Origin of the sequence: Streptomyces flaveus, assembly GCF_014647675.1 — a bacterium.
Lineage (GTDB): Bacteria > Actinomycetota > Actinomycetes > Streptomycetales > Streptomycetaceae > Streptomyces > Streptomyces flaveus.
Window position 1 is genome coordinate 110,483 of the sequence record NZ_BMPQ01000022.1, and the last position, 21,324, is coordinate 131,806.

At 70.6% G+C, this 21,324-nt stretch carries 18 protein-coding genes; 7 read left to right on the top strand and 11 right to left on the bottom strand.

Features of this window, described 5'->3' with window-relative positions:
* Window positions 1–216: 216 nt before the first annotated feature.
* Together IEZ21_RS32915 and IEZ21_RS32920 are read right to left on the bottom strand one after the other, a co-directional pair.
* Window positions 217–1,680 (bottom strand): benzaldehyde dehydrogenase, encoded by a 1,464-nt coding sequence (locus tag IEZ21_RS32915; protein ID WP_189325475.1) that lies wholly within the window; start codon window positions 1,678–1,680, stop codon window positions 217–219.
* Window positions 1,681–1,717: 37 nt separating this feature from the next.
* Window positions 1,718–3,238, bottom strand: a complete 1,521-nt coding sequence (locus tag IEZ21_RS32920) for a GMC family oxidoreductase (RefSeq protein ID WP_189325476.1) — start codon at window positions 3,236–3,238, stop codon at window positions 1,718–1,720.
* A gap of 167 nt (window positions 3,239–3,405) precedes the next feature.
* On the opposite strand from IEZ21_RS32920, the gene IEZ21_RS32925 reads away from it, so the two are divergent.
* On the top strand, window positions 3,406–4,344 hold the full coding sequence (locus IEZ21_RS32925) for an AraC-like ligand-binding domain-containing protein (protein ID WP_189325477.1): 939 nt from the start codon (window positions 3,406–3,408) through the stop codon (window positions 4,342–4,344).
* 112 nt (window positions 4,345–4,456) lie between these two features.
* On the opposite strand, the gene IEZ21_RS32930 is transcribed toward IEZ21_RS32925, so the two are convergent.
* Together IEZ21_RS32930 and IEZ21_RS32935 are read right to left on the bottom strand one after the other, a co-directional pair.
* Entirely contained in the window at window positions 4,457–6,841 is a 2,385-nt protein-coding gene (locus IEZ21_RS32930) for an ABC transporter permease (RefSeq protein WP_189325478.1), read from the bottom strand.
* Window positions 6,838–7,530 (bottom strand): ABC transporter ATP-binding protein, encoded by a 693-nt coding sequence (locus IEZ21_RS32935; protein ID WP_189325479.1) that lies wholly within the window; start codon window positions 7,528–7,530, stop codon window positions 6,838–6,840. Before IEZ21_RS32935 ends, IEZ21_RS32930 begins: the two co-directional genes overlap by 4 nt.
* A gap of 226 nt (window positions 7,531–7,756) precedes the next feature.
* On the opposite strand from IEZ21_RS32935, the gene IEZ21_RS48505 reads away from it, so the two are divergent.
* Window positions 7,757–9,058: a sensor histidine kinase gene (locus IEZ21_RS48505; RefSeq protein ID WP_189325480.1), complete on the top strand. Its 1,302-nt coding sequence runs from the start codon at window positions 7,757–7,759 to the stop codon at window positions 9,056–9,058.
* On the top strand, window positions 9,043–9,744 hold the full coding sequence (locus IEZ21_RS32945; RefSeq protein ID WP_189325481.1) for a response regulator: 702 nt from the start codon (window positions 9,043–9,045) through the stop codon (window positions 9,742–9,744). The genes IEZ21_RS48505 and IEZ21_RS32945 overlap by 16 nt, the downstream gene beginning before the upstream one ends.
* A 15-nt stretch (window positions 9,745–9,759) precedes the next feature.
* On the opposite strand, the gene IEZ21_RS32950 is transcribed toward IEZ21_RS32945, so the two are convergent.
* From IEZ21_RS32950 to fabG, 5 genes are all read right to left on the bottom strand, one after another.
* Window positions 9,760–10,554, bottom strand: coding sequence for an SDR family NAD(P)-dependent oxidoreductase (locus IEZ21_RS32950; RefSeq protein ID WP_189325482.1), 795 nt, complete (start codon window positions 10,552–10,554; stop codon window positions 9,760–9,762).
* 16 nt (window positions 10,555–10,570) lie between these two features.
* Window positions 10,571–11,779, bottom strand: coding sequence for an acetyl-CoA acetyltransferase (locus IEZ21_RS32955; protein WP_189325483.1), 1,209 nt, complete (start codon window positions 11,777–11,779; stop codon window positions 10,571–10,573).
* 12 nt (window positions 11,780–11,791) lie between these two features.
* Entirely contained in the window at window positions 11,792–13,228 is a 1,437-nt protein-coding gene (locus IEZ21_RS32960) for an OB-fold domain-containing protein (protein WP_189325484.1), read from the bottom strand.
* Entirely contained in the window at window positions 13,228–14,478 is a 1,251-nt protein-coding gene (locus tag IEZ21_RS32965) for an acetyl-CoA C-acetyltransferase (protein WP_213089384.1), read from the bottom strand. The genes IEZ21_RS32960 and IEZ21_RS32965 overlap by 1 nt, the downstream gene beginning before the upstream one ends.
* An 83-nt stretch (window positions 14,479–14,561) precedes the next feature.
* The gene (gene fabG, locus IEZ21_RS32970) at window positions 14,562–15,338 is read right to left on the bottom strand and encodes a 3-oxoacyl-ACP reductase FabG (RefSeq protein WP_246568369.1); all 777 of its coding nucleotides are present in this window, start codon (window positions 15,336–15,338) and stop codon (window positions 14,562–14,564) included.
* A 98-nt stretch (window positions 15,339–15,436) separates the two neighbouring features.
* On the opposite strand from fabG, the gene IEZ21_RS32975 reads away from it, so the two are divergent.
* Window positions 15,437–16,663, top strand: coding sequence for an acyl-CoA dehydrogenase family protein (locus tag IEZ21_RS32975; RefSeq protein ID WP_246568371.1), 1,227 nt, complete (start codon window positions 15,437–15,439; stop codon window positions 16,661–16,663).
* A 125-nt stretch (window positions 16,664–16,788) separates the two neighbouring features.
* Window positions 16,789–17,376: a carboxymuconolactone decarboxylase family protein gene (locus tag IEZ21_RS32980; protein ID WP_189325485.1), complete on the top strand. Its 588-nt coding sequence runs from the start codon at window positions 16,789–16,791 to the stop codon at window positions 17,374–17,376.
* Between the two features lie 61 nt (window positions 17,377–17,437).
* Here IEZ21_RS32980 and IEZ21_RS32985 read toward each other — a convergent pair whose 3' ends face one another.
* Together IEZ21_RS32985 and IEZ21_RS32990 are read right to left on the bottom strand one after the other, a co-directional pair.
* Window positions 17,438–18,133, bottom strand: coding sequence for a DUF2889 domain-containing protein (locus IEZ21_RS32985; RefSeq protein WP_189325486.1), 696 nt, complete (start codon window positions 18,131–18,133; stop codon window positions 17,438–17,440).
* Complete coding sequence (locus IEZ21_RS32990) at window positions 18,130–18,954, bottom strand: enoyl-CoA hydratase-related protein (protein ID WP_189325487.1); 825 nt, start codon at window positions 18,952–18,954, stop codon at window positions 18,130–18,132. The genes IEZ21_RS32985 and IEZ21_RS32990 overlap by 4 nt, the downstream gene beginning before the upstream one ends.
* Before the next feature lie 201 nt (window positions 18,955–19,155).
* On the opposite strand from IEZ21_RS32990, the gene IEZ21_RS32995 reads away from it, so the two are divergent.
* Both IEZ21_RS32995 and IEZ21_RS33000 read left to right on the top strand, forming a co-directional pair.
* Window positions 19,156–19,959 carry a FadR/GntR family transcriptional regulator gene (locus IEZ21_RS32995; protein WP_189325488.1) on the top strand — a complete coding sequence of 268 codons (804 nt, stop codon included), beginning with the start codon at window positions 19,156–19,158 and terminating at the stop codon, window positions 19,957–19,959.
* 180 nt (window positions 19,960–20,139) lie between these two features.
* A complete protein-coding gene (locus tag IEZ21_RS33000; protein ID WP_033318436.1) occupies window positions 20,140–21,321 on the top strand; it encodes an amidohydrolase family protein in 1,182 nt (393 codons plus the stop codon).
* Window positions 21,322–21,324: the final 3 nt, after the last annotated feature.

Below are 21,324 nucleotides of genomic sequence, written 5' to 3' on the forward strand. Positions count from 1 at the left end.
CCTCCTCGCGCTAGCGCAGGTACCGATAGGGGAATCTTCTACAGAAGTACCGCAGTGCGTCAAGGTTCTGTAGAACATGGGTCTGGACGGGTTTCCCGTTCCGGCCCTGCTCTGGCGTCGTGAGTGTGCCGGGCGGTTCCCACCGCCCGGCACACTCACGACCGCATAACGGCCAGACGCCGAAGTACGTACGTTCGACAGCGGCTCCCCGGATGGCTAGAAGGGGAAGGCGTGCGCCTGGTCGCGGAAGGTGACCCACTGCCACTGGGTGAATTCGTCCCAGCTGCTCTGCGAGCCGAACCGGCTGCCGTTGCCGGAGGCGCCCGTACCGCCGAAGGGTGCGTACGCGTCGTTGTTCAGGGTCTGGTCGTTGATGTGGACGATGCCGGTCCGCAGCCGTCGCGCCAGATCGCGGCCACGCTCCGGGGATCCCGTCTGCACCGCGGCGACCAGCCCGTACTCGGTGTTGTTGGCGACCGCCACCGCCTCGGCCTCGTCGCGTACGACGACGACCGGCGCCACGGGTCCGAAGATCTCCTCGCGGAACGCGGGCATCGACGTGGTCACACCGGCCAGCACGGTGGGCTGGTAGAACAGCCCGTCGTACGAGCCGCCGGCCATGACCTCGGCCCCTGCCCCGACGGTCTCCTCCACGATCCGGTGCACATTGTCCCGCTGCCGCTCGTTGATCAGCGGCCCGAGGGCCACCTGCCCGGTGAACGGATCGCCCACCGGAAGCCCCTGCGCCCGCTTGGCCAGCCGGTCGAGGTATTCGTCGGCGACGGATTCGAGCACGATGTGCCGGCCCGCGGTCATACAGACCTGGCCCTGGTGCAGGAACGCGCCCCAGGCTCCCGCCGAACTGGCGATCTCCAGGTCGGCGTCGTCGAGCACGATCAGGGCGTTGTTGCCGCCGAGTTCGAGCGAGACCCGCTTCAGCGTGCGCCCGGCGGTGGCGCCGACCTCGCGGCCGACCGCCGTCGAGCCGGTGAAGGCGATCATGGCGACGTTCGGGTCCTCGGCCAGCGCCGCGCCGGGCCCGGCGTCCCCGGGCAGCACATGCAGCAAGCCGTCGGGCAGGCCGGCCGCCTCGAACAGCCGCGCGACCAGCGTGCCTCCTGACACCGCCGTCTGTACGTCCGGTTTCAGGACGACCGCGTTGCCCAGCGCCAGCGCCGGCGCGACGGCCCGGACGGAGAGGATCAGCGGGAAGTTCCACGGACTGATCACACCGACCACGCCGAGCGGCACCCGGCGGGCGACGCTCTCCCGGCCGGGCTCGCTGGACGGCAGCAGGTGCCCCCAGGGCTGAGTGGGCAGCGCCGCCGCCTCCCACAACTCCCCCAGCACCAGGTCGACTTCGAATGCCGCCTTGCCCGGCACCGCGCCGCCCTCGCGGACGAGCCAGCGCTCGAACTCCGCACGGTTGTCGGCGAGGACGGCGGCGGCCTTGCGGATCACTGCGGCCCGGGACGGGCCGGTCTGCGCGGCCCATTCGGCTTGTGCCTGGGCGGCTCGGGCGGTCGCGGCCGCCACGTCGTCGGCATCGGCCAGGCCGACCTGGGCCAGAACGGCACCCGTCGCCGGTTCGGTGCTGTCCAGCACACCGCCGTGGGCGGTGGTCCAGCCATTGCTGTAGATCTTGCCCTGCCAGGAAACGTCATCGAGAAGTTCGGTCATCGCGGGGTTCTCCTCAGCTTCGCGTGAGCTCGGGTGGTCAGGCGCCGGGCCGGCGGATGAGGTCCGCTGCCTTCTCGCCGATCATGATCGTGGCGGCGTTGGTGTTGACGCAGACGAGCCTCGGCATGACCGAGGCGTCGGCCACCCGCAGGCCCTCCAGGCCGTGCACCCGCAGGTCGGGCCCCACGACGGCCTCCGGCCCGACGCCCATCGCGCAGGTGCCGACCGGGTGGTAGTAGGTTCCGGTGCCCCGGGCGATGAACTCCCGCAGACCGGCCTCGTCCGTGACGTCGGGTCCGGGAAGCACCTCGCGGGCACGCCAGGGAGCGAACGGTTCGGAGGCGGCGATCTCGCGGGCGACCTCGATGCCGTGCAGCAGGCGGCGCACGTCGGACTCCGCGCCCAGATAGTTCGGATCGATCAGCGGCGGCGTCTGCGGATCGGGCCCCGCGATCCGGACCGAGCCGCGTGCCTCGGGCACCGTGGCGACGCCGAAGGTGAAGCTGTTCTCCGGGGCCTGAAGCGTCGGTGGGTGGAACGGCAGGTGGATGAACATCAGCTGCATGTCCGGGCCTGCGAGGGCCTGGTCGCTGCGCCACAGCATCGACACCTCGGCATGGTTGGCGAGCCCTGGCGGGATGGGCCGGCTCGCCTCGTACACGATCCCGCACAGCGGATGGTCGTGCAGGTTGCGGCCGACACCGGGCAGGTCGTGCACGACCGCGACACCCGCCTGCTCCAACTCGTCGGCCGCGCCCACACCGGAGAGAAGCAGCAGCCGGGGTGAGTCGACCGCGCCCGCGCTGACCACCACCTCCGCGTCGGCGTACGCGGTGACGAGCTCGCCGCGGCGTTCGTACTCGACACCGGTGCAGCGTGTGCCGTCGAACAGCAACCTGTGGGCACGAGACTCCGTCGCGACCGTGAGATTCGGACGGCTGTCACGGACCGGGTGCAGATAGGCCGCCGCGGTGCTCTGGCGGTGCCCCTCCGTGATCGACAGGTCGTGCCAGCCGGCACCCTCCTGCACCGCTCCGTTGAAGTCGTCCGTCAGCGGATGACCGGTCGCCGCCGCCGCGTCGAGGAAGACCTGCGACAGCGGATTCGGCTGCGCCGACGGAGCCGGACGCATCGGGCCGTCCTCACCCCGGTACTGCGGATCCCGGCCGCTGACGGTCTCCATACGACGGAAGTAGGGCAGCACGGAGGCGTAGTCCCAGCCGTCGCAGCCCGCCTTGGCCCACGCGTCGAAGTCCGCGCCGTGCCCACGCAGGTACACCATCGCGTTGATGCTGCTCGACCCGCCGAGCGTGCGCCCCCGAGGCCAGTTGTGTACCACCCCGCCGGTGCCGGGCTGGGGAACGGTGTCGTAGGAGTAGTCGACCTCCGTGCCCCACAGCGCGGGCCACGCGGGTGGCACGGCAATCTCGGGCGCGTCGTCGGAAGGACCGGATTCGAGCAGGAGAACGCGAGTGTCGTGATCTTCCGACAGCCTCGCGGCCAGAACGCAGCCGGCCGACCCGGCACCGATCACCACGTAGTCGTAACGAGCAGCCATGGCCACCACAGCCCACCACCTCTGGTTCGGCGCTCCGGCGGGCCCCGTTGCCCGCGCGGCGAAAAACCTGCTACAGATTCTTGTCAGTCACGTTGCAGAGTTGTTGACTGATCCCGCCTCGGCCTTTGTCGCGCAAGGCCAAGTCTGGTGGGAGGGCGCACACAGTGATGTCGTCGACCGCAGGGACCGAACAGTCGAGCTCTCTCCCGGCCGAACTCTGGCGAGAGCAGTTGGGCAGTGCTTTCGGCCGACTCGTCCCCGAGGCCATCGGAGCGCGGGACGCCCATGGGCGGATGGCCGGCACTCAGCTCGGGGCGATCGCTGCCTACCGGGTGAGCGGTACGCCGCAGGTCGTGTGGCGCACCCCCAGGGCCGTACGGCAGACACCGATCGACCTGCTCAAGATCTGCGTACAGCTGAGCGGGCACGCCACCGTGTGCCAGGACGATCGCGAGATCTCGATCGCGCCCGGGCAGATGGCGATCTACGACACCGGCAGGCCGTACCACCTGCGTCTGGAGCGGCAGTGGTCGTGCGCGGTCATGGCTTTCCCCCGGGGCGCGTTGAGCCTGCCCGAGCGCATGGTCGTCACGTCGATGAGCCATGCCTATCCACTCGCGGACGGACCTGGCGCGGTGCTGGCCGGCTTCGTATCGTCCGCGGTATCGCAGCGGGATTCGATCCACCGGACATCCGCCGACCGGCTCGGCGAAGCGGGGCTGCATCTGGTGGCAGCGGCATTGAGCGAGGCCGCCCCCTGTGGCGACGACGGCGCAGCGGACGCATTGCGGCTGCAGATCCTGAACTACATCAGAGCGCACCTCGCCGAACCGGACCTGACACATGCGCGGGTCGCCGCCGTGCACCACATGAGCGCGCGCACCCTGCACCGACTGTTCGAGCACGAGTCATGCACCGTCACCGACTACATCCGCTCTCGCCGCCTCGAAGCGGCGATGCGTGACCTGGCCGACCCTCTGCTCGCCCATCGCAGCATCGCGGCGATCGCCGCCCACTGGTGCTTCGTCGGCCAGGCGCACTTCACCCGCGCCTTCCACGCCAAGTACGGCGTGAACCCCTCGGCTGCCCGTCGCAACGCCGCGTAGTCGCCGGGCCTCACGAGAGCCTCGCCGCCCCGCGGATCCGGCCACGAAGAAGGCACGAAGCAGAACCGTCGGCCGTGCCTCCATCTGACGCAGCGCGGCGAGACAGAGCCGGCTACTCCGTCCGCAAAGCCGTAGCCGTACGCGTCCTGGCCGCCCAGCCCGCCGGGAGCAGCGCACCCAGCAGCGCGATGGCGATCCCGGCCAGCCCCAACAGGACCAGCTGCGGGGTCTCGTACACCTCGAGGACCGACGGCGGCAGATCGGTCCCCGCGGCGTGCCCCATCACGGGCAGCACAAAGCCGTGCAGGGCAAACCCGACCGGCACACCGACGAGACCGCCGAGTACGCCGATCCCGGCCACCGAGGCGAGTACGAGGCTCACCGTCTGCCGCGGCGACATGCCGAGCGCCTTGCAGACGCCCAGGTCATGGACGCGCTCCCGGGTGTCGAGGACGACGGAGTTGAGCACGCCGAGGCCGGCTACGGAGACCAGCATCAGGGTGAGCAGCACCGCCATCGCGTTCAGGATGAGGATCATGTTCTCCTGTTCCGAGGGGGAGTTGACCATGACGTCGCCACCCAGTGGCTTCACCACCGCCGCGAGCTTCTGGGCATACTCGGCGGGGGAGACGCCGGGCTCGACCTCGATCTGGAAGACCTGCGGCTGGGCAGCGGCGAAGCTGGCGATGTCCGCACGTACGGACAGGCCGTCGTTCGAACCGTCGAAGGCCTCGCCGACGATCCGCAAGGTCTGTGTGTCCTTCCCGAGGGTCACCCGCACCGTGTCGCCGATCTTGGTGCCGGTACGTTCCAGGAAGGCTGTGGGCACGACGACCTGCCCAGCGCCGGTGATCCAGTGCCCGGAGATCATCTCGTAGCTGCCGGGACGTGAATCGCCCTGGTAGAAGGTGGCCTCGACCGAGCCGGAGATCCCGGCCACGGTGACGTCGGCCTGGAACATGCCGTAGTACGAAGCGGTGCCCGGCTGTGCCTCGATGGCCGCGCGGACCTTCGCCGGGTCGGTGGACGGAGGGCTTTGGCCGACTTCCACGCGGCGTGGTCCGCCGCCCTCGTCGCCCGGTACGCCGCTGATGGCGGTGACCGCGGCGCGGTCCTCGGGATCCTGTGCCTTGCCGACTGCGTTCAGGGACGAGGTCAGTCCCACCGCGAAGGTCGCGGCGACCGTGCCGAAGGCCACGGCGAGCAGCATCGCGGTGGTACGGACCGGGTGCGCGAAGGGGCTGGCGAGGCCGTACGTCACCGACCGCGGCAGCGGCAACCGGCCCGCCGCCCGGTGCGCCCACTGGCCGCGCCCCGTGCGCGGCGCCCGGCCGACCGCGATGGCCTCCACCGTCCGCAGCCGCCCGGCCCGCAGCGCGGGCACCAGCGCTGCGATCCCGACGACGAGCAGCGCGACGGCCGGCACCAGGACATCCACCCACCAGGCCACTGTCAGCGAGGCGCTGCCGTAGACCTGCTCGGTGTCCTCCAGCAGTGGCACGGCCAGCAGATTGCCCAATACCACCCCGAGCGCGATGCCGACGCCGGCCGGGATCAACGCCTGGGCCACATAGGCGCGTACGACCTCGCGCGGTGTGAAGCCGATGGCCTTGAGGATGCCGATCCTGCGCAGGCTGGTGCCGACCGCGCCGCTGACCACACTGCCGACGATGATCACCGACATGACGATGCCGAGCACGCCGAAGGCGATCAGGAAGGGGATGGTGGGCGCCGCGCCCTGGTCGGCGGCGCGCTTGGTGTCCAGCCAGGACTCGGTGCCCAGCAGCGCCTCGGCGGGCACGGCGGCGGCGAGCTTCTTCCGGTTCCCGGTGATCTGCTCCTTCGTTCCCGCAGAGTCGAAGCGGTAGAGCATCTGACTCGTGACCGGGCCGTCCTCCGACGCCAGTGCCCTGACCTGGCCGGGAGTCGCCCAGGCGTCGGCCGTCTTGCTTGCCGACACGGCGAGGCCGACGACCGTCAGGGGCGGGCTGTCCACAGCGTCCGAAGTCTGCATGGTGAAGCCGGGCTTGATGTCGGGTCCGGCGAACGAAGCGGACACCACGATCTCGCCGGGCTTCGCCGCCCATCGGCCGGACTTCAGGTCCAGGTCGTCCACGCCGCCGTGCGGATCGGACCGCCCGACCAGGGTCAGCGCCGGAAAGTGCCCGCCACCGGGGCCTGTCGGGTGGATGGTCGTGGACGGGAACGGCCCCGCGCTCGCCGTGACGCCGTCGAGCTGTCCGGTGTCCTTCAGCTGTGCCGTGCTCGCCTTGGCCGGATCGAACTGCGCGGTGATATGCGCACCGTGCTGCTTGGCGAAGGCGTGGTCGAACGGGGCATTCGTGGCGACCATGAGCGATCCGGCGACCACGGCCGAGGCCACGGCCATCATCACGGCCACGGCGATCACCACGGTCTGCACCCGGCGCCGGCCCACCCCGGAGCGTACGACCCGGCCGAGCGCGCCGCTGCCGAAGCCGATCGTCAGACGGCTCATCGGACGGCCTCCGCATGCGCGTCGAGGGCGAGGTGACCGTCGACCAGATGGATCGTGCGGCTCGCGCACGCCTCCGCCAGCGCCAGGTCGTGCGTGACCAGCACGATGGTCTGCCCGCCGCGGTGCAGGTCCACCAGGAGTTCCCGTACGTCCTGTCCCGAGGCGGTGTCGAGCGCGCCGGTCGGCTCGTCGGCAAGCAGCAGCGCGGGCCGGTTGACCAGTGCCCGGGCGACCGCGACCCGCTGGCGTTCGCCGCCGGAGAGCCGGCCCGGGTAGGCGCGGGCGTGCTTCTGGATGCCCAGCACCTCCATGAGTTCACCGGCACGGGTGGCCGCCTTGCGGCGCGCGGTCCCGGTCAGTTGGGCGGGGAGCTGGATGTTGTCGGCGACGGTGAGGTCGTCGAGCAGGTTGAAGAACTGGAAGACCATGCCGATCCGCTCGCGGCGGAACCGGGCCAGTGCGTGCTCGCTCAGCTGGTCGATCCGCCGCCCGGCCACGGTCACGGCGCCTTCGGTGGGCTTGTCCAGGCCGGCGACGAGGTTCAGCAGCGTGGACTTGCCGCTGCCGGAGGGGCCCGTCACGGCAAGGGCCTCGCCCTGGGCGACGCTGAGGTCGAGCGGTCCGAGCGCGGGTGCGTCGGCGCTGTCGTAGCGCTTGGCCACGCCGTCCAGTTGGATCACCTGAGTCATGGGAGTCGACCGTCCTTCGGTTCGCTTCGGTTCGAGAAGGCCCGTTGCCGGGCCCAGCGAACGTAGGAGCGTGCGCCGTGGTGGCGCGTCGGCCGCGGCACCGACATCCGGCCCTCCCCGCGGAGGACCCGGCCGCGGGGTCATCCCTGCGAAGTACGCCTGCGAGACGGCGTTTTGGCCGTACAGGCGGACGCGGGCCCAGGCGGGAGGGCCGCACAATGAGCCGATGGAGACGGAGGACAGGCGCGGACGGCGTCAGCAACTGCGCGACGCGCTACGCCCGGAGGCGAAGCCCGCGCCGTTGTCGCGGCGGGCATGGCGCGCCGATGTGGTGCTGGCCATCGTGCTGACCGTCGTCGCGCTGATCTGGCTCGCGCGATATCCCGACAGCGGACCGGTCCGAGTCGGCCAGGACGTTCCGTTCCCTCCCCCGACGCCGCCGACGCCCCCGTCTCCGGGCGTCGCGGTGCGGGAGGAGGAGCCCTCATCGGTGATCTGGCCGCTCGTCGTGCTGTCGGCGCTGCCGCTGGCGGCCCGGCGCCGGTATCCGCTGGCCGCGTTCGCCGTGGTGATGACCGCGACGCTGGCCATGGTCGACGACGCCTCCTGGATAAGCGTGCTGACCTGCGTCATCGGCGCGTACAGTGCCGTCGTCCACAGCCGCTACCGGATGTGGGCCATGGCCGCACTGGTCATCGCCGCCGTGCTGGCAGGCCTCGCGTTCCGGGACACGGAGCCCATCCTTCCGGGCTGGTCGAGCCCGGCAGTCGTGCTGCTGATCGCCGGGGTGCTGGCCGGCCTGGTCCGGATCTGGCGCCGTCAACTGGCGGCGAGCAGGGACCGGTACGCGCGGCTCCAGCAGACCCAGGAGGAGGCCACGCGCCGGGCCGTCGAGGAGGAACGCGCCCGCATAGCCGCCGAGTTGCACGACGTCGTGACCCACAATGTGAGCGTGATGGTCATCCAGGCGGGCGCGGCGCGCAAGGTGATGGACGCGGCGCCGGAGCGGTCGAAGGAAGCACTGCTGGCGGTCGAGGCCGGAGGCCGGGCCGCCATGGCCGAACTCCGGCATGTGATGGGCCTGTTGGCCGGTCCTGACATCGGCCGCACCGACACCCCCGCCGACGGCCTGGAGCCGCAGCCCGGCCTCGGGCAGCTCGACGCCCTGACCGAGCGGGTCCGCGCCGCCGGGACACCGGTCGGCGTCGCGGTGTCGCTGCCGCCGGACCCGCTGCCGCCCGGCGTGGACCTCGCGGCGTATCGCGTCGTGCAGGAGGCGCTGACCAACACGATCAAACACGCACCCGGCGCCGAGGCGTCCGTCGTGATCGGTTACACCGACGACTGTCTGGAGATCGAGGTCACCGACACCGGCGGCGCCCACGGCTCCCCGCCGGTGGACGGCAACGGCCGCGGCCTGATCGGGCTGCGCGAACGGCTGGCGGTCTACGGCGGCGAACTCACGGCCGGGCCGACCCTCGCCGGCGGATACCGGATCAAGGCCCGAGTCCCGTGGCGGATCGCGTGAACCGGCCGCCGCTGCGCGCGGTCATCGCCGACGACCAGGCCCTGGTGCGTACGGGATTCGGGATGATCCTCGCCGCTGACGGCATCGAGGTGACGGCCGAGGCCGCCGACGGGGCCGAGGCGGGCGCCGCCGTCCGGCGCACAAGGCCCGAAGTCGTCCTCATGGACATCCGGATGCCGCGGATGGACGGCATCGAGGCCACCCGGCGCATCCTCGGCGGCGAAGGACCGCAGGAGACACGGGTCATCATCCTCACCACGTACGACCTCGACCACTACGTCTACGCCGCGCTCACCGCCGGCGCCAGCGGCTTCCTGCTCAAGGACGTCACACCCGAGCACCTGGTGGCCGCCGTACGCCTCGTGCAGTCCGGCGACGCCCTGCTCGCGCCCACGATCACCCGCCGTCTGATCGAGCGCTTCGCCCACCGCGAGGAGGCCCGGCCGCCCGCCCTCCACCGCGACCTGTCCGGCCTGACCCCGCGTGAGCTCGAGGTGCTCCGCCTGCTCGCGACGGGCCTCAGCAACGCCGAACTCGCGGACCGGCTGCACCTCAGCCCGACCACGGTCAAGACACACATCGGCCGCATCCTGTCGAAGCTGGATCTCCGCGACCGCGTCCAGGCCGTCGTACTCGCCTATGAGACCGGGCTGATCTCCCCGGGAGGCACGGCCGGAACCGACTGACGCGGCATGCGTGGTTCACCTGTCGCGCAGGTCCGCCACATACGGCTGATGGGCCAGCAGCCCGCCGTCCACGCACAGGGTCTGCCCGGTGATGAACGCCGCCTCGTCCGAGGCCAGGAACACCACCGCCGCAGCGATGTCCTCGGGCCGGCCAAGGCGCGGCGTGAGGTGGTGACGCAGCATGGTCTGCTTGATCGGCTCGTACGCCGCCCCGGTCTTCGCCTCGGTCACGATGAACCCCGGCGCGACGGCGTTGCAGCGCACACCCTGCTTGCCGTACTGCGTGGCGACGTACTGCGTCAGGTTGATCAGCGCGGCCTTGGAGGCGCCGTACGCGGGATTGCGCAGGTCGCCCGAAAGCCCGGAGCCGGACGTGGTGTTGATGACGGAGCCGCCGCCGCGCGCGATCATGTGCGGCACGGCGGCCTGGATGGCGACCATCGTCCCGCGTAGGTTGATCCGCATCGTGTCGTCCCAGACAGCCGGATCGGCGTCCGCGACCGGGAGGTCCTGACGGGCGGCCAGGTGGGTGGCCGCCGCGTTGTTGTGCAGGATGTCGAGACCGCCGTACGTCCCCACCGCGGCCTCCACCATGGCCCGTACGCTCTCGATGTCGCCGAGGTCCACCAGGACGGCCGTCGCGGATCCACCGACGGCGGCGATCTCCTCCGTCACCGCCTTCGCGCCGTCGAGGTTCAGATCGGCGACCACGGTGTGCGCGCCCTCGGCCGCCACCCGGCGCGCGGTGGCCGCGCCGATGCCGGAGGCGGCTCCGGTCACCACGGCGATCTTGTCGTCGAGTCGTCCCATTACCGAACTCCCTTGCTCAGTCGGTGAGTTCGCTGCCCACGACCGACACGAAGGAGACGCATTCGCCCGGTCCGCCGCCCAGGTTGTGGGTGAGCGCGAGCGAGCGCCCCTCTGCCAGGGTGCGCACCGTACGATCCGGCGGTGCCTCGCCGCGCAGTTGGAGCCAGGCCTCGAACATCATGCGCAGGCCCGAGGCGCCGATCGGGTGGCCGAAGGCCTTGAGGCCGCCGTCCGGGTTCACCGGCAGGCCGCCGTCCAGGTCGAACTGCCCGCTGGTCACGTCCTTCCACGCCTGGCCGCGGTCGGAGAACCCCAGGTCCTCCATGAGCACCAGCTCCGTGGGTGTGAAGCAGTCGTGGACCTCGGCGAGCGCGAGCTCCGTGCGCGGATCGGTGATGCCCGCCTGCCGGTACGCCTCCTGCGCGGACGCGACGACCTCGGGGAAGGTGGTGAAGTCGTACTCCGGGTCCATGAGTCCGTCGGCGGGCCCGGCGACGAAGGACAGCGCCTTCACGAAGACGGGCTTGTCCGTGTACCTGTACGCGTCCTCGGCCCGCACCACGATCGCGGCTGCCGAACCGTCGGAGACCCCCGAGCAGTCGAAGACACCGAGCATGCCCGCCACGATCGGCGCCGACCGGATGCGCTCCAGCGGCACCTCCTTGCGGAACTGGGCGCGGGGGTTGCGGGCGCCGTTGACGTGGTTCTTCCAGGCGATACGGGTGATGACGTCCTTCATCTCGTCCTCGTCCAGCCCGTACTTGGCCGCATAGGCGGGGGCCAGGAGGGAGAAGTTGGCCGGCGCGGTGATCTCGCCCCGGCTGTCGTCACCGGCGCCCGGCATCGTCGTGCCCGAGAGCCCCGACATGCCGGAGTCCTTGAGCTTCTCCACGCCGACGGCCATCGCGACGTCGTATGCGCCCGAGGCCACCGCGTAACAGGCGTTGCGCAGCGCCTCCGAGCCGGTGGCGCACATGTTCTCCACGCGCGTGACCGGCTTGTTCGGCAGGTGCAGCGCCCGGCTGAGGGCGAGGCCGGAGACACCGGAGGCCTGGGTGCCGAACCAGAACGCGTCGATGTCGTCGAGCGTGATGCCGGCCGAGGTCACCGCCTCGCCGACGGCGTCGACCAGCAGATCGTCCGCCGAGCGGGTCCAGTGTTCGCCGAAGGTCGTGCAGCCCATGCCGACGATCGCGACACGGTCTCGGATTCCGTGCGAGCCCATCTGGGTACCTCCTCAGTCTTCCTCTGGGCCGGCGCCGAACCGCACGGGACGGGCCTTCCAGAAGTAGTTGTGGACCCCGGCGGCGGTGACCGTGCGCCGGAAGGTCATCTCGACACGGGCGCCGATCACGGCGTCGGCCTCGGTGGCGTCGGTGAGCTGGCAGCGGAACCGGCCGCCGCCGTCGTAGTCGACGACCACGACGAGCATCGGCGGGCTCGGGGTGTGGGCGAGCCGGTCCACGGTGAAGGTGGCGACCGTGCCCTGCACATGCTCCATCGGCTCGTCGGTCATGGCGTCGACGCTCCGGCATGACACGCACACCCGGTCCGGTGGCAGATGCCGGGTCCCGCACTTCTCGCAACGGGAGGCGATGAAGCCGTACTTCCAGCCGTTGCGGCGGTGCGCGGGCGGGGCGTACGGGGGCTCGGGGTCCGGTCGGCGGGGCGGTTCGCGGTCGAGGAGCCCGCGCCAGGTGAGGTAGGTGGCGTACGGGACGGGGGCGCTGCCCGTGGCGATCTGCGCGGCCACCGGGCGGGCGGCGCGGTGTGCGGGCAGGGCGTCGGTGGTGCGCAGCAGGAGCACTCCGGCGCCGTCGCCGAGGACGACGAGCGCGATGGTCTCGCCGGGCTGGGCTCGGTCGAGTACGTCGGCGAGGAGCAGTCCGGGCTGGGCGGTGCCCGCGTTGCCGATGGCCGCGGTGAGGTCTCCGGTCACCGCCTCGGGCCGTACCCCTGCCGTCCGGCGGACCGCCGCACAGGCCCGGGCGTGCAGGCCCGCGACCGCGAAGTGGTCGACGGCGTCGGCGGAGAGTTTGGCGCGGTCGAGCGCGGCGCCGAGGGCCTTGCCCGCGAGGTCGACGTAGATCTCCTCGGCGAACCGCTCCTCCCAGACGCGGGAGGCGGGCGCGCCCGGCAGCCGCCAGCGGTCGAGGAGTTCGTCGCTGACGGTGTCGTGGGCGAGGAGTTCGGCGATGACGGGCGCCCCGTCGCGGTGCCCGCCGAACACGAAGGCCGCCGCGCCGTCGCCACCGGCGCTCTCGTCCGTACCGCCGGGCAGCCCGGTGCGCAGGTCGGAGAGGACCGCGAGGGTCGGGACCGCGGAACGGGCGGCTGTGACCAGGGCGCCGAGTCCGGAGCGTACGGAGCCGGCCATGTCGACGGCGAGTACGTGCTCGTCGAGGGAGAGCGCGGCGTGCACGGCGGTCGCGTTGGTCTTGTCGAGGTAGGCGGGCGCGGCGGTGGCGAGGAAGAGCTGGCCGACGCGGGGGCGCAGTCCGTCGGCGGTCAGGGCGCCACGGGCCGCTTCGACGGCCATCGAGGTGGTGTCCTCGTCGTAGCCCGCGACCGAACGGGTCCCCTTCACCGCCCGGGTCCCGAGGGTGGCGGCGATGTCGGCCCGCGCGAGACGGTGGTGCGGCACATAGGCGCCGTATGCGATCAGTCCGGCCATCAGCGTCCTCCAAGAGCGTGAGTGGTGGTCGTCGGCCGTTCGAAGACCGCGGCAAGTCCCTGGCCGCCGCCGAGGCACATGGTCTCCAGGCCGTAGCGGGCCTCGCGGCGGTCGAGTTCGCGCAGCAGGGTGGCGAGGATGCGACCGCCGGTGGCGCCGACGGGATGGCCCAGCGAGATGCCGGAGCCGTTGACGTTGAACCTCTCGAAGTCGCCCTCGGTGAGGCCCCATTCACGGGTGCAGGCCAGCACCTGGGCGGCGAAGGCCTCGTTCAGTTCGATGAGGTCGATGTCGGCGAGTTTCAGGCCCGCTCTCTCCAGGGCACGGGCTGTCGCCGGGACCGGCCCGATGCCCATCGTCTCCGGGGGCACACCCACGACGGCCCAGGAGACGAGCCGGCCGAGCGGACGCAGCCCCAGCTCGGCCGCGCGTTCGGGATGGGTGACGATGCAGACCGAGGCGCCGTCGTTCTGCCCGCTGGCGTTCCCTGCGGTCACGGTCGCCTCGGGGTCCTGTCGGCCGAGCACGGGCCGCAGGGTGGCGAGTTTCTCCAACGAGGATTCGGGGCGCGGGTGTTCGTCCGACTCGACGACGGTCTCACCTTTGCGCGCCCGTACGGTGACGGGCACGATCTCGTCGGCGAAGCGGCCCGCCCGCTGGGCCGCGACGGCCTTCTCGTGCGAACGCAGGGCGAGCCGGTCCTGCTCCTCACGCGGAATGCCGTACTCGCGGCGCAGGTTCTCGGCGGTCTCCAACATCCCGCCCGCCACAGGGTGGTTGACCCCGCCGGAGGTGACCCGGCCACGGGCCAGCCGGTCGTGCAGCGTGGTACCGGCGCCGCGTACGCCCCACCGCACGTCGGTGGTGTAGAACTCGGCCTGGCTCATGGACTCCACACCACCCGCGAGGACGAGATCGCTGGCACCGGTCTGCACCTGCATGGCGGCGTTGATCACGGCCTGCAGTCCTGATCCGCAGCGCCGGTCGATCTGGAGCCCCGGCACCTCCACCGGCAGTCCGGCGTCCAGGGCGACGACCCGCCCGATCGCGGGCGCCTCGCCGTTGGGATAGCACTGGCCCAGCAGGACGTCGTCCACGGCACCGGGCGGCACTCCGGTGCGGTCAAGGACGGCCCGTACGACCGTGGCGGCCAGCTCGGCGGCCGTCACCTCGCGGAAGACGCCTCCGTAACCGCCGACGGGGGTACGCACGGGTTCGCAGATCACCGCGTCACGCAGGAGGGCGGGCATGGGGCGAGCCTTTCGCTTCAGGGGTACAGGGCTTCAGGGGTACGGGTCTGGGTGGCGCCGATCGCGTACGCAGCGGCGGCGGCTCACATGTAGCGGCCGCCGGTCACTTCGAGGACGGCTCCGGTGATGTAGCTCGCCATGTCGGAGGCGAGGAAGAGGACCACCTGGGCGACCTCGGCGGGTTCGCCCGCGCGGGCCATGGGGATCTCGGCGAGCTTCGCGTCCCAGGCGGACTGGGGCATCGCCTCGGTCATGGCGGTACGGATCAGCCCGGGCTGCACGGCGTTGACCCGGATTCCGGCTCCGGCCAGCTCCTTGGCGGAGGCCTTGGTGAGGCCGACGAGTCCGGCTTTGGCCGCGCTGTAGTTGGTCTGGCCGAAGTTGCCGACCTTGCCGGCGATGGAGGAGATGTTGACGATGCTGCCGCCGTGGCCGTGCTCGCGCATCGCCGCGGCGGCGTACCGGGTGCCGTTCCAGGCGCCGGTGAGGTGGACGTCCACGACGGCGCGGAAGTCGGTGAGGGCCATCTTGCGCAGGGTGGCGTCCCGGGTGATTCCGGCGTTGTTGACCATGACGCCGACCGGTCCGAAGGTGTCGGCGCAGTGCGCGACCAGGGCCGCGACCTCGTCCTCCTCGGTGACGTCACAGCGCAGCGAGGTGGCGGCGATGCCGTGTTTCACGAGGCGCTCGGCGGCCTCGGCCGCGGCCTCCTCGTTGATGTCCCCGATGACGACGGAGGCGCCCGCGCCGCCGAGTACGCCGGCGATCTCGTATCCGATGCCCTGCGCGGCCCCGGTGATCACCGCGGCCCGGCCGTCCAGCAGTCCCATGTCGTTGCCCGCCCGACTCGTCTCCAGCACTCCGCTATTCCTCTAAAATAGATAACCTATTACGCTGAAAGTATCAACCAGGAGCCGACCGGCCGCCGACCGACCGCGCGGGCCCGGCCGAGGAGGAGATGACGCAGGTGGACATCGGTTACCCCCCTCAGACGGAGGCGTTCCGCGCCGAGGTCAAGGCGTTCCTCGCCACCGCCCTGCCGACCGGCTGGACCGGCATCGGCGCCCTCGACGAGGAGGCCGCCTGGGCCTTCGCCCGCGACTGGCGGACCCGGCTCGCCGAGCGCGGATACCTCTCCCTGACCTGGCCGGAGCAGTACGGCGGTCGCGGCCTCTCCAAGCTCCACCAGGTCGTCCTGATGGAGGAACTGGCCCTGGCCGGCGTGCCGTTCGGGCTGCCGCAGGACACCTTCGGCGTGAAGATGCTGGCGAACACGCTGCTGCGCTGGGGCACCGAGGAGCAGAAGGCCCACTTTCTGCCGCGGATCCTGAGCGGCGAGGACACCTGGTGCCAGGGGTACTCGGAGCCGGACGCGGGCTCGGACCTGGCCTCGCTCACGACGCGCGCGGTGCGGGACGGCGAGGAGTGGGTCATCGACGGCCAGAAGGTGTGGACGTCCGGCGCCCACCACTGTGACTGGATCTTCGTCCTGGCCCGCACCGACCGCGACGCCCCCAAGCACCGGGGCATCTCCTTCCTGCTGGTGCCACTGCACCAACCCGGCGTCGAGGTACGCCCGTTCCGCATGATGAGCGGCCAACTCCACTTCAACGAGGTCTTCTTCAGCGGCGCCCGCACCCGGGCCGATCTCGTCGTGGGCGAAGTGAACAACGGCTGGGCGGTCGCACAGAGCCTGCTGGGCGTGGAGCGCGGGGAGGAGGCCGCGACGAACCCCATCCTGTTCAAGGCCGAGGTGGAGCGTCTCGTCGACCTCGCCCGCGAGTACGGCAAGGACCAGGACCCGGTCGTCCGGCAGCGCATCGCCTGGTGCTGGTCCAAGGTCGAGATCATGCGCTACCTCGGCTACCGCATCCTCACCGGCTGGCTGAGGGGCGCCGAGCCCGGCCCGGAGACCTCGATCGCCAAGCTGTACTGGAGCGAGTACCACACCGAGATCACCGACCTGGCGATGGACATCATGGGCCTGCACGCCCAGGTCCCGGTGGGCCGCCCGCCCCTGCGTACGTACCGCGCGGACGACCCCGGCGCCGCGAACTCCTCGGCGTCCTGGTCGACGACGTACCTGATCGCCCGCTCCGGCACGATCTACGCGGGGACGTCGCAGGTGCAGCGGAACATCCTCGCGGAGAAGGTGCTGGGCCTGCCGCGCGAGCCGAGGGTGTGATCCTCAGGTCTCGCCCAGGATGCGGGGCAGTTCGTCGAAGTCGGTGACGCGTGGCTCAAAGCCCTTCAGCGACATGGCTTGTTGTCGGCGTTTTGGCCGGACTGCCCTTGGCGTAGCGTGGCCGCGTGTCAGAGCCGCTGCTGCCGCCCACCGCGCCCCGCATTCCTCCGCAGCCCTCGGATGAATGGGCCGAATCCGTGCGGGAGACGTTGTCCGCCGACATCGGTTCACTGGGCCTCGGCGTGTCTTCGCTCGGTGAGGCACATGTGTTCACGACGCTTGCTCGTCATCCGGAGTTGTTCGCCGCCTGGCTTCCCTTCAGCAGCCAGTTGCTGCTCGCGGGCGACCTGCCCTTCGCTGAACGCGAGTTGGTGATCCTTCGAGTGGCGCGCAACTGCGAGTCGCCCTACGAGTGGGGCCAGCACGTGAGGATCGCCGCGAAGGCCGGGCTGTCATCGGACGACATGGCGCGGGTCGCTGCGGGTCCCGACGCGCCGGGGTGGACGGAACGGCAGTCGTTGCTGCTGCGGGCCACGGACGAGTTGCACTCCGGCGCCCGGATCGGCCGGTCGACGTGGGAAGGGCTGGCCCAGCACCTGACGGAGCGCCAGTTGATCGAGCTGCCAATGCTGGTGGGCCACTACCATCTGCTGGCCTTCACCCTGAACTCCCTGCATGTGCTGCCGGAACCCGGACTGCCCCCCATGAGCTGACGGGATGTCTCGGGCAGCAGCCAGGTCCGCTTTCCCCGGACCCGGTTGTGCGCACTCGTCCTCAGCCTGACTCTGTCGGGGATCTCGGATGGTCGGGCTCAGCTGCCGAGGGTTCGCCAGGACTTCGGCCGGGGATCTCGTTCTGGTCCAGGAAGGTCTGGAAGGCGGTCGGCGGTCTTGGTGAAGAGGTTCCCTCGAACACCTCGACCTCTGGCACAGGCCGCGGCCCCGCCCCCGGCCGCCACCCCGCATCCAGCTTCCGCAGCCCCACCCCACCCGGCGCCCAGATATGGCAGCTGTTCAGCACCCCCGCCGTGGAACGCGGGCCATCGGAGGGCCGCCCGGCCATCCGAAGCCCCGCATTGGCCGAGATCCCGGCCTGCACCACGGCAGGCCCGAGCACCCGCGCCAACTCGTACAGATGAGAGCACCCGGACACCCCACGAAACCGCTCCTGGATGGCCCGGTTGTACCCGGCAGCGACACTGAGCCCCACCAAGCCGTCGAAGACCGGCGTGATCAACGGACACTCGGCGTGCGGAAACGTGCGCATGTCCGCATCGGCCGCCACGATGACCATGTCCGCCAGCCGGACCCGCACGGCGAGCACCATCCGGTGCACGACACCGGCGTCCGGCTCCGCCACCCAGGGCCGCTCGTCCCGCAGTTCCGCCTCGACCGAGATCTCGCCGCCGCCCTCGTCGTACGCGGTGACGCTGACCGTACGACGATGCAGCGGCACCTCGGCGCGCGTCACGACGACTCCTCCCCCAGCACCGCCGGCTCCCCCAGCGCCGCGAACTCCGGCTGCCGCCGCTCGATGAAGCTGCGTACGCCCTCCCGGTAGTCCGGCGCACGCTTGGCCGTCGCCAGCAACCGGGCCGCGGCGTCGCGGCTCTCCGCGAAGGTCCTCGTCTGGTCGTCGGCGAGCTGTCGCTTGATGAGGGACATCGCGTACGGGCTGGCCGAGCGGGCCAGTTCGGTGGCGTACTCGAGCGCCGCCGCAACGAGTTCGTCGGGTTCGCACAGCCGGTTGACCAGGCCCATCGCGAGCGCTTCCGTGCCGCTGATGCGGCGCGAGGACAGCAGCAGGTCGCCGGCGTTCCCGTATCCGACGAGCCGCGGCAGGATCCAGGACACGCCGTCCTCCGCCACGAGTCCACGCGCGCTGAAGGCGGCGGCGAACTTGGCTCCGGGCGCGGCGAACCGCACATCGCACATCACGGCCTGGTTGAAGCCGATCCCGGCGCAGGCGCCGTTGACGGCCGCCACGACGGGCTTCGGGAAGGTCATCGGCCGGGTGCGTGGCGGCAGTTGGTCGGTCGGCCAGGGTCGGGCCCCGGAGGACGCCCCGTCCAGCACGCTGATGTCCATGCCCGGACAGAAGCTGCGGCCCGCACCGGTGAGGACGACGGCCCGTACCGCCGGATCCGCTTCGGCGCGGTCGAACAGCTCGTTGTAGAGCAGTTCCATCTCCAGCGTCCAGGCGTTGTGCCGCTCGGGCCGGTTCAGGGTGAGCAGCATGACCCCGTCGCCGGTCAGTTCGGTGAGGATCACCGGGGTCGGATTCTCGGTCATCGAGGTCACTCCCGTGAGGGCCTGTCAACGGTATAGCTAGATGAATCATCTATATACCACCTGCCCTCCCAACACCAGATCAGGTACGGGCAAGGCGATGATCACCCAGCTCTTGACCTGGTACCCTCGGTGTACTAAGAAGATTCATTTTGCTATATCAGGCAAAGTGGACGGGATGATCACAAACGAGGAGAGTCCGTCGTGGCCGAGGCAGCCGGCGCAGCAGAAGTACCCACCGTGCCCGTACCCTCCCGCGCACGCGTCGGGCGCCAGGTGCGCGTTCCGAAGACGGCCGAGCTGGTCGCCGGACATCTGCGCCGTCAGATCGTACGCGGCGAACTGAAGCCCGGCGACGCACTGCCGCCGGAGTCAGGGCTGATGGAGCAGTTCGGCATCTCCCGGCCGACGCTGCGCGAGGCCTTCCGCGTACTGGAGTCCGAGTCGCTGATCACGGTGCGTCGCGGAGCGCACGGCGGCGCCCGGGTGAGCGCGCCGGACTCCGATGTCGCGGCCCGCTTCGCCGGTCTGATCCTGGAATACCGCGGCGCCACCCTGGGCGACGTCTACCGCGCGGCGGCGATGATCGAGCCGCCCTGCGCACGCCAGCTCGCCACCAAGCACACGGCAGGCGACATCAAGCGGCTGCGCGAGGCGGTGGCCGCCGAGAAGGCCGTACTCGACGATCCGCTCGCCCTGGTCGACGCCCAGGACGCCTTCCACGCCCTGCTGGTCGAACTGACCGGCAACCAGACCCTGATCCTGCTCTGCGGCATGCTGCGCAACATCGTCGACCGCGCCAACGCCTCGTACACCGCTGCCGCCGTCGACACCGAGACCCAGAAGACCCAGGCCCTCAAGGGCCACCGTGCGCATGTACGGCTGGTGGGCCTGATCGAGTCGGGCAAGGCGGACGAGGCCGAGAAGCTGTGGCAGCGCCACATCTCCAGCGCGGACGACGTCGTCAACTCGGCGGGACCGAAGACGGTCCTGGAGCTCATCGACTGACCGAGAGACCCACTGACCAAGGGATTCACATCCCGGACACGGGCCCGCCGGCCGACCGGCGGGCCCGCGGCATGTCCGAACCACGTCCGGCGCCCGCCGCTCCCTTGCACTCTTGAAACAGTTAGATAATTATAGGAGGCGCACTGAATAGCTCTGGGTCGGGAGGCAACGGCGATGGCGATGGCCGAACAGCGTAAGCGGATCTTCGACTGCGACCAGCACATGTACGAGGAGCGGGATTCCTTCACCCGCTACCTCCCCAAGGAGTACCTCGGTCAGGCCGTGGCCCCCGTGACGCTGCCGGACGGCCGTGAGGTCATCCTCGCGGGAGACAGGATCGTGGTCTGTCTGGAGCCGGAGTTCGGGCAGGTCTACCGGCCCGGCTCGCTCAAGGAGATGCTCAAGGCGATGGCCTCGGGCAACCCGGAGGAGACGTACCAGTTCGAGCCGATGCACGAGGCGTACCAGAACCGTGAGGCCCGGCTGCGGGTCATGGACGAGCAGGGCCTGGACCAGACGATCATGTATCCGGGCGGCTGGGCCCTGGTCGCCGAGGAGTACGTACGCGGCGTCGAGCCGCTCTACGCCAACTACCACTCGTTCAACCGCTATATGGACGAGGTCTGGGGCTTCAACCACCAGGACCGCATCTACACCCCCGCCCTGCTCTCACTGCGCGACCTCGACAGCGCGGTGAAGGAGCTGGAGTTCGTCCTGGAGAAGGGCGCCCGGTTCATCATGCTGCCGACGGGGCCCCAGTACGGCCGCTCACCGGGCGACCCGTACTTCGACCCGTTCTGGAAGCTGGTCAACGAGGCCAAGGCCAGCGTCTGCTACCACATCAGCGAGTTCTACTACAACTCGCATGTCGCCCCGGCCTGGGGCCATGACCCGAACCCGATCCACTTCCGTATGTCCGCCTGGCAGTGGATGAACACCTACGGCCAGCGCCCGATCGAGGAGACGCTCTCCGCGCTCATCTTCGACAACCTCTTCGAGCGGTTCCCCGACGTCAACGTCCTGGTCTCGGAGTTCGGCGCCGAGTGGGTGCCGCACTTCGTCCGGCACATGGACAAGAGCCGGGGCATGGGCCGCAACGGACCGTGGATCGGCGGGCAGTTGTCGGAGCGGCCCAGCCAGGTGTTCCGCAAGCACATCCGCGTGGTGCCCTACCCCGAGGACGACATCCCCGGTCTGGTGAAGCGGCTCGGCTATCACGAGTCGCTGGTCATGGGCTCGGACTACCCGCACGCCGAGGGCATCGCGAACCCCGCCGACTACCGCAAGCTCATCGCGGAGCTGGACGAGTCGGTGCAGGACGACATCATGTACAACAACGCTCAGCAGCTGGTGAGCCGCTGAGCG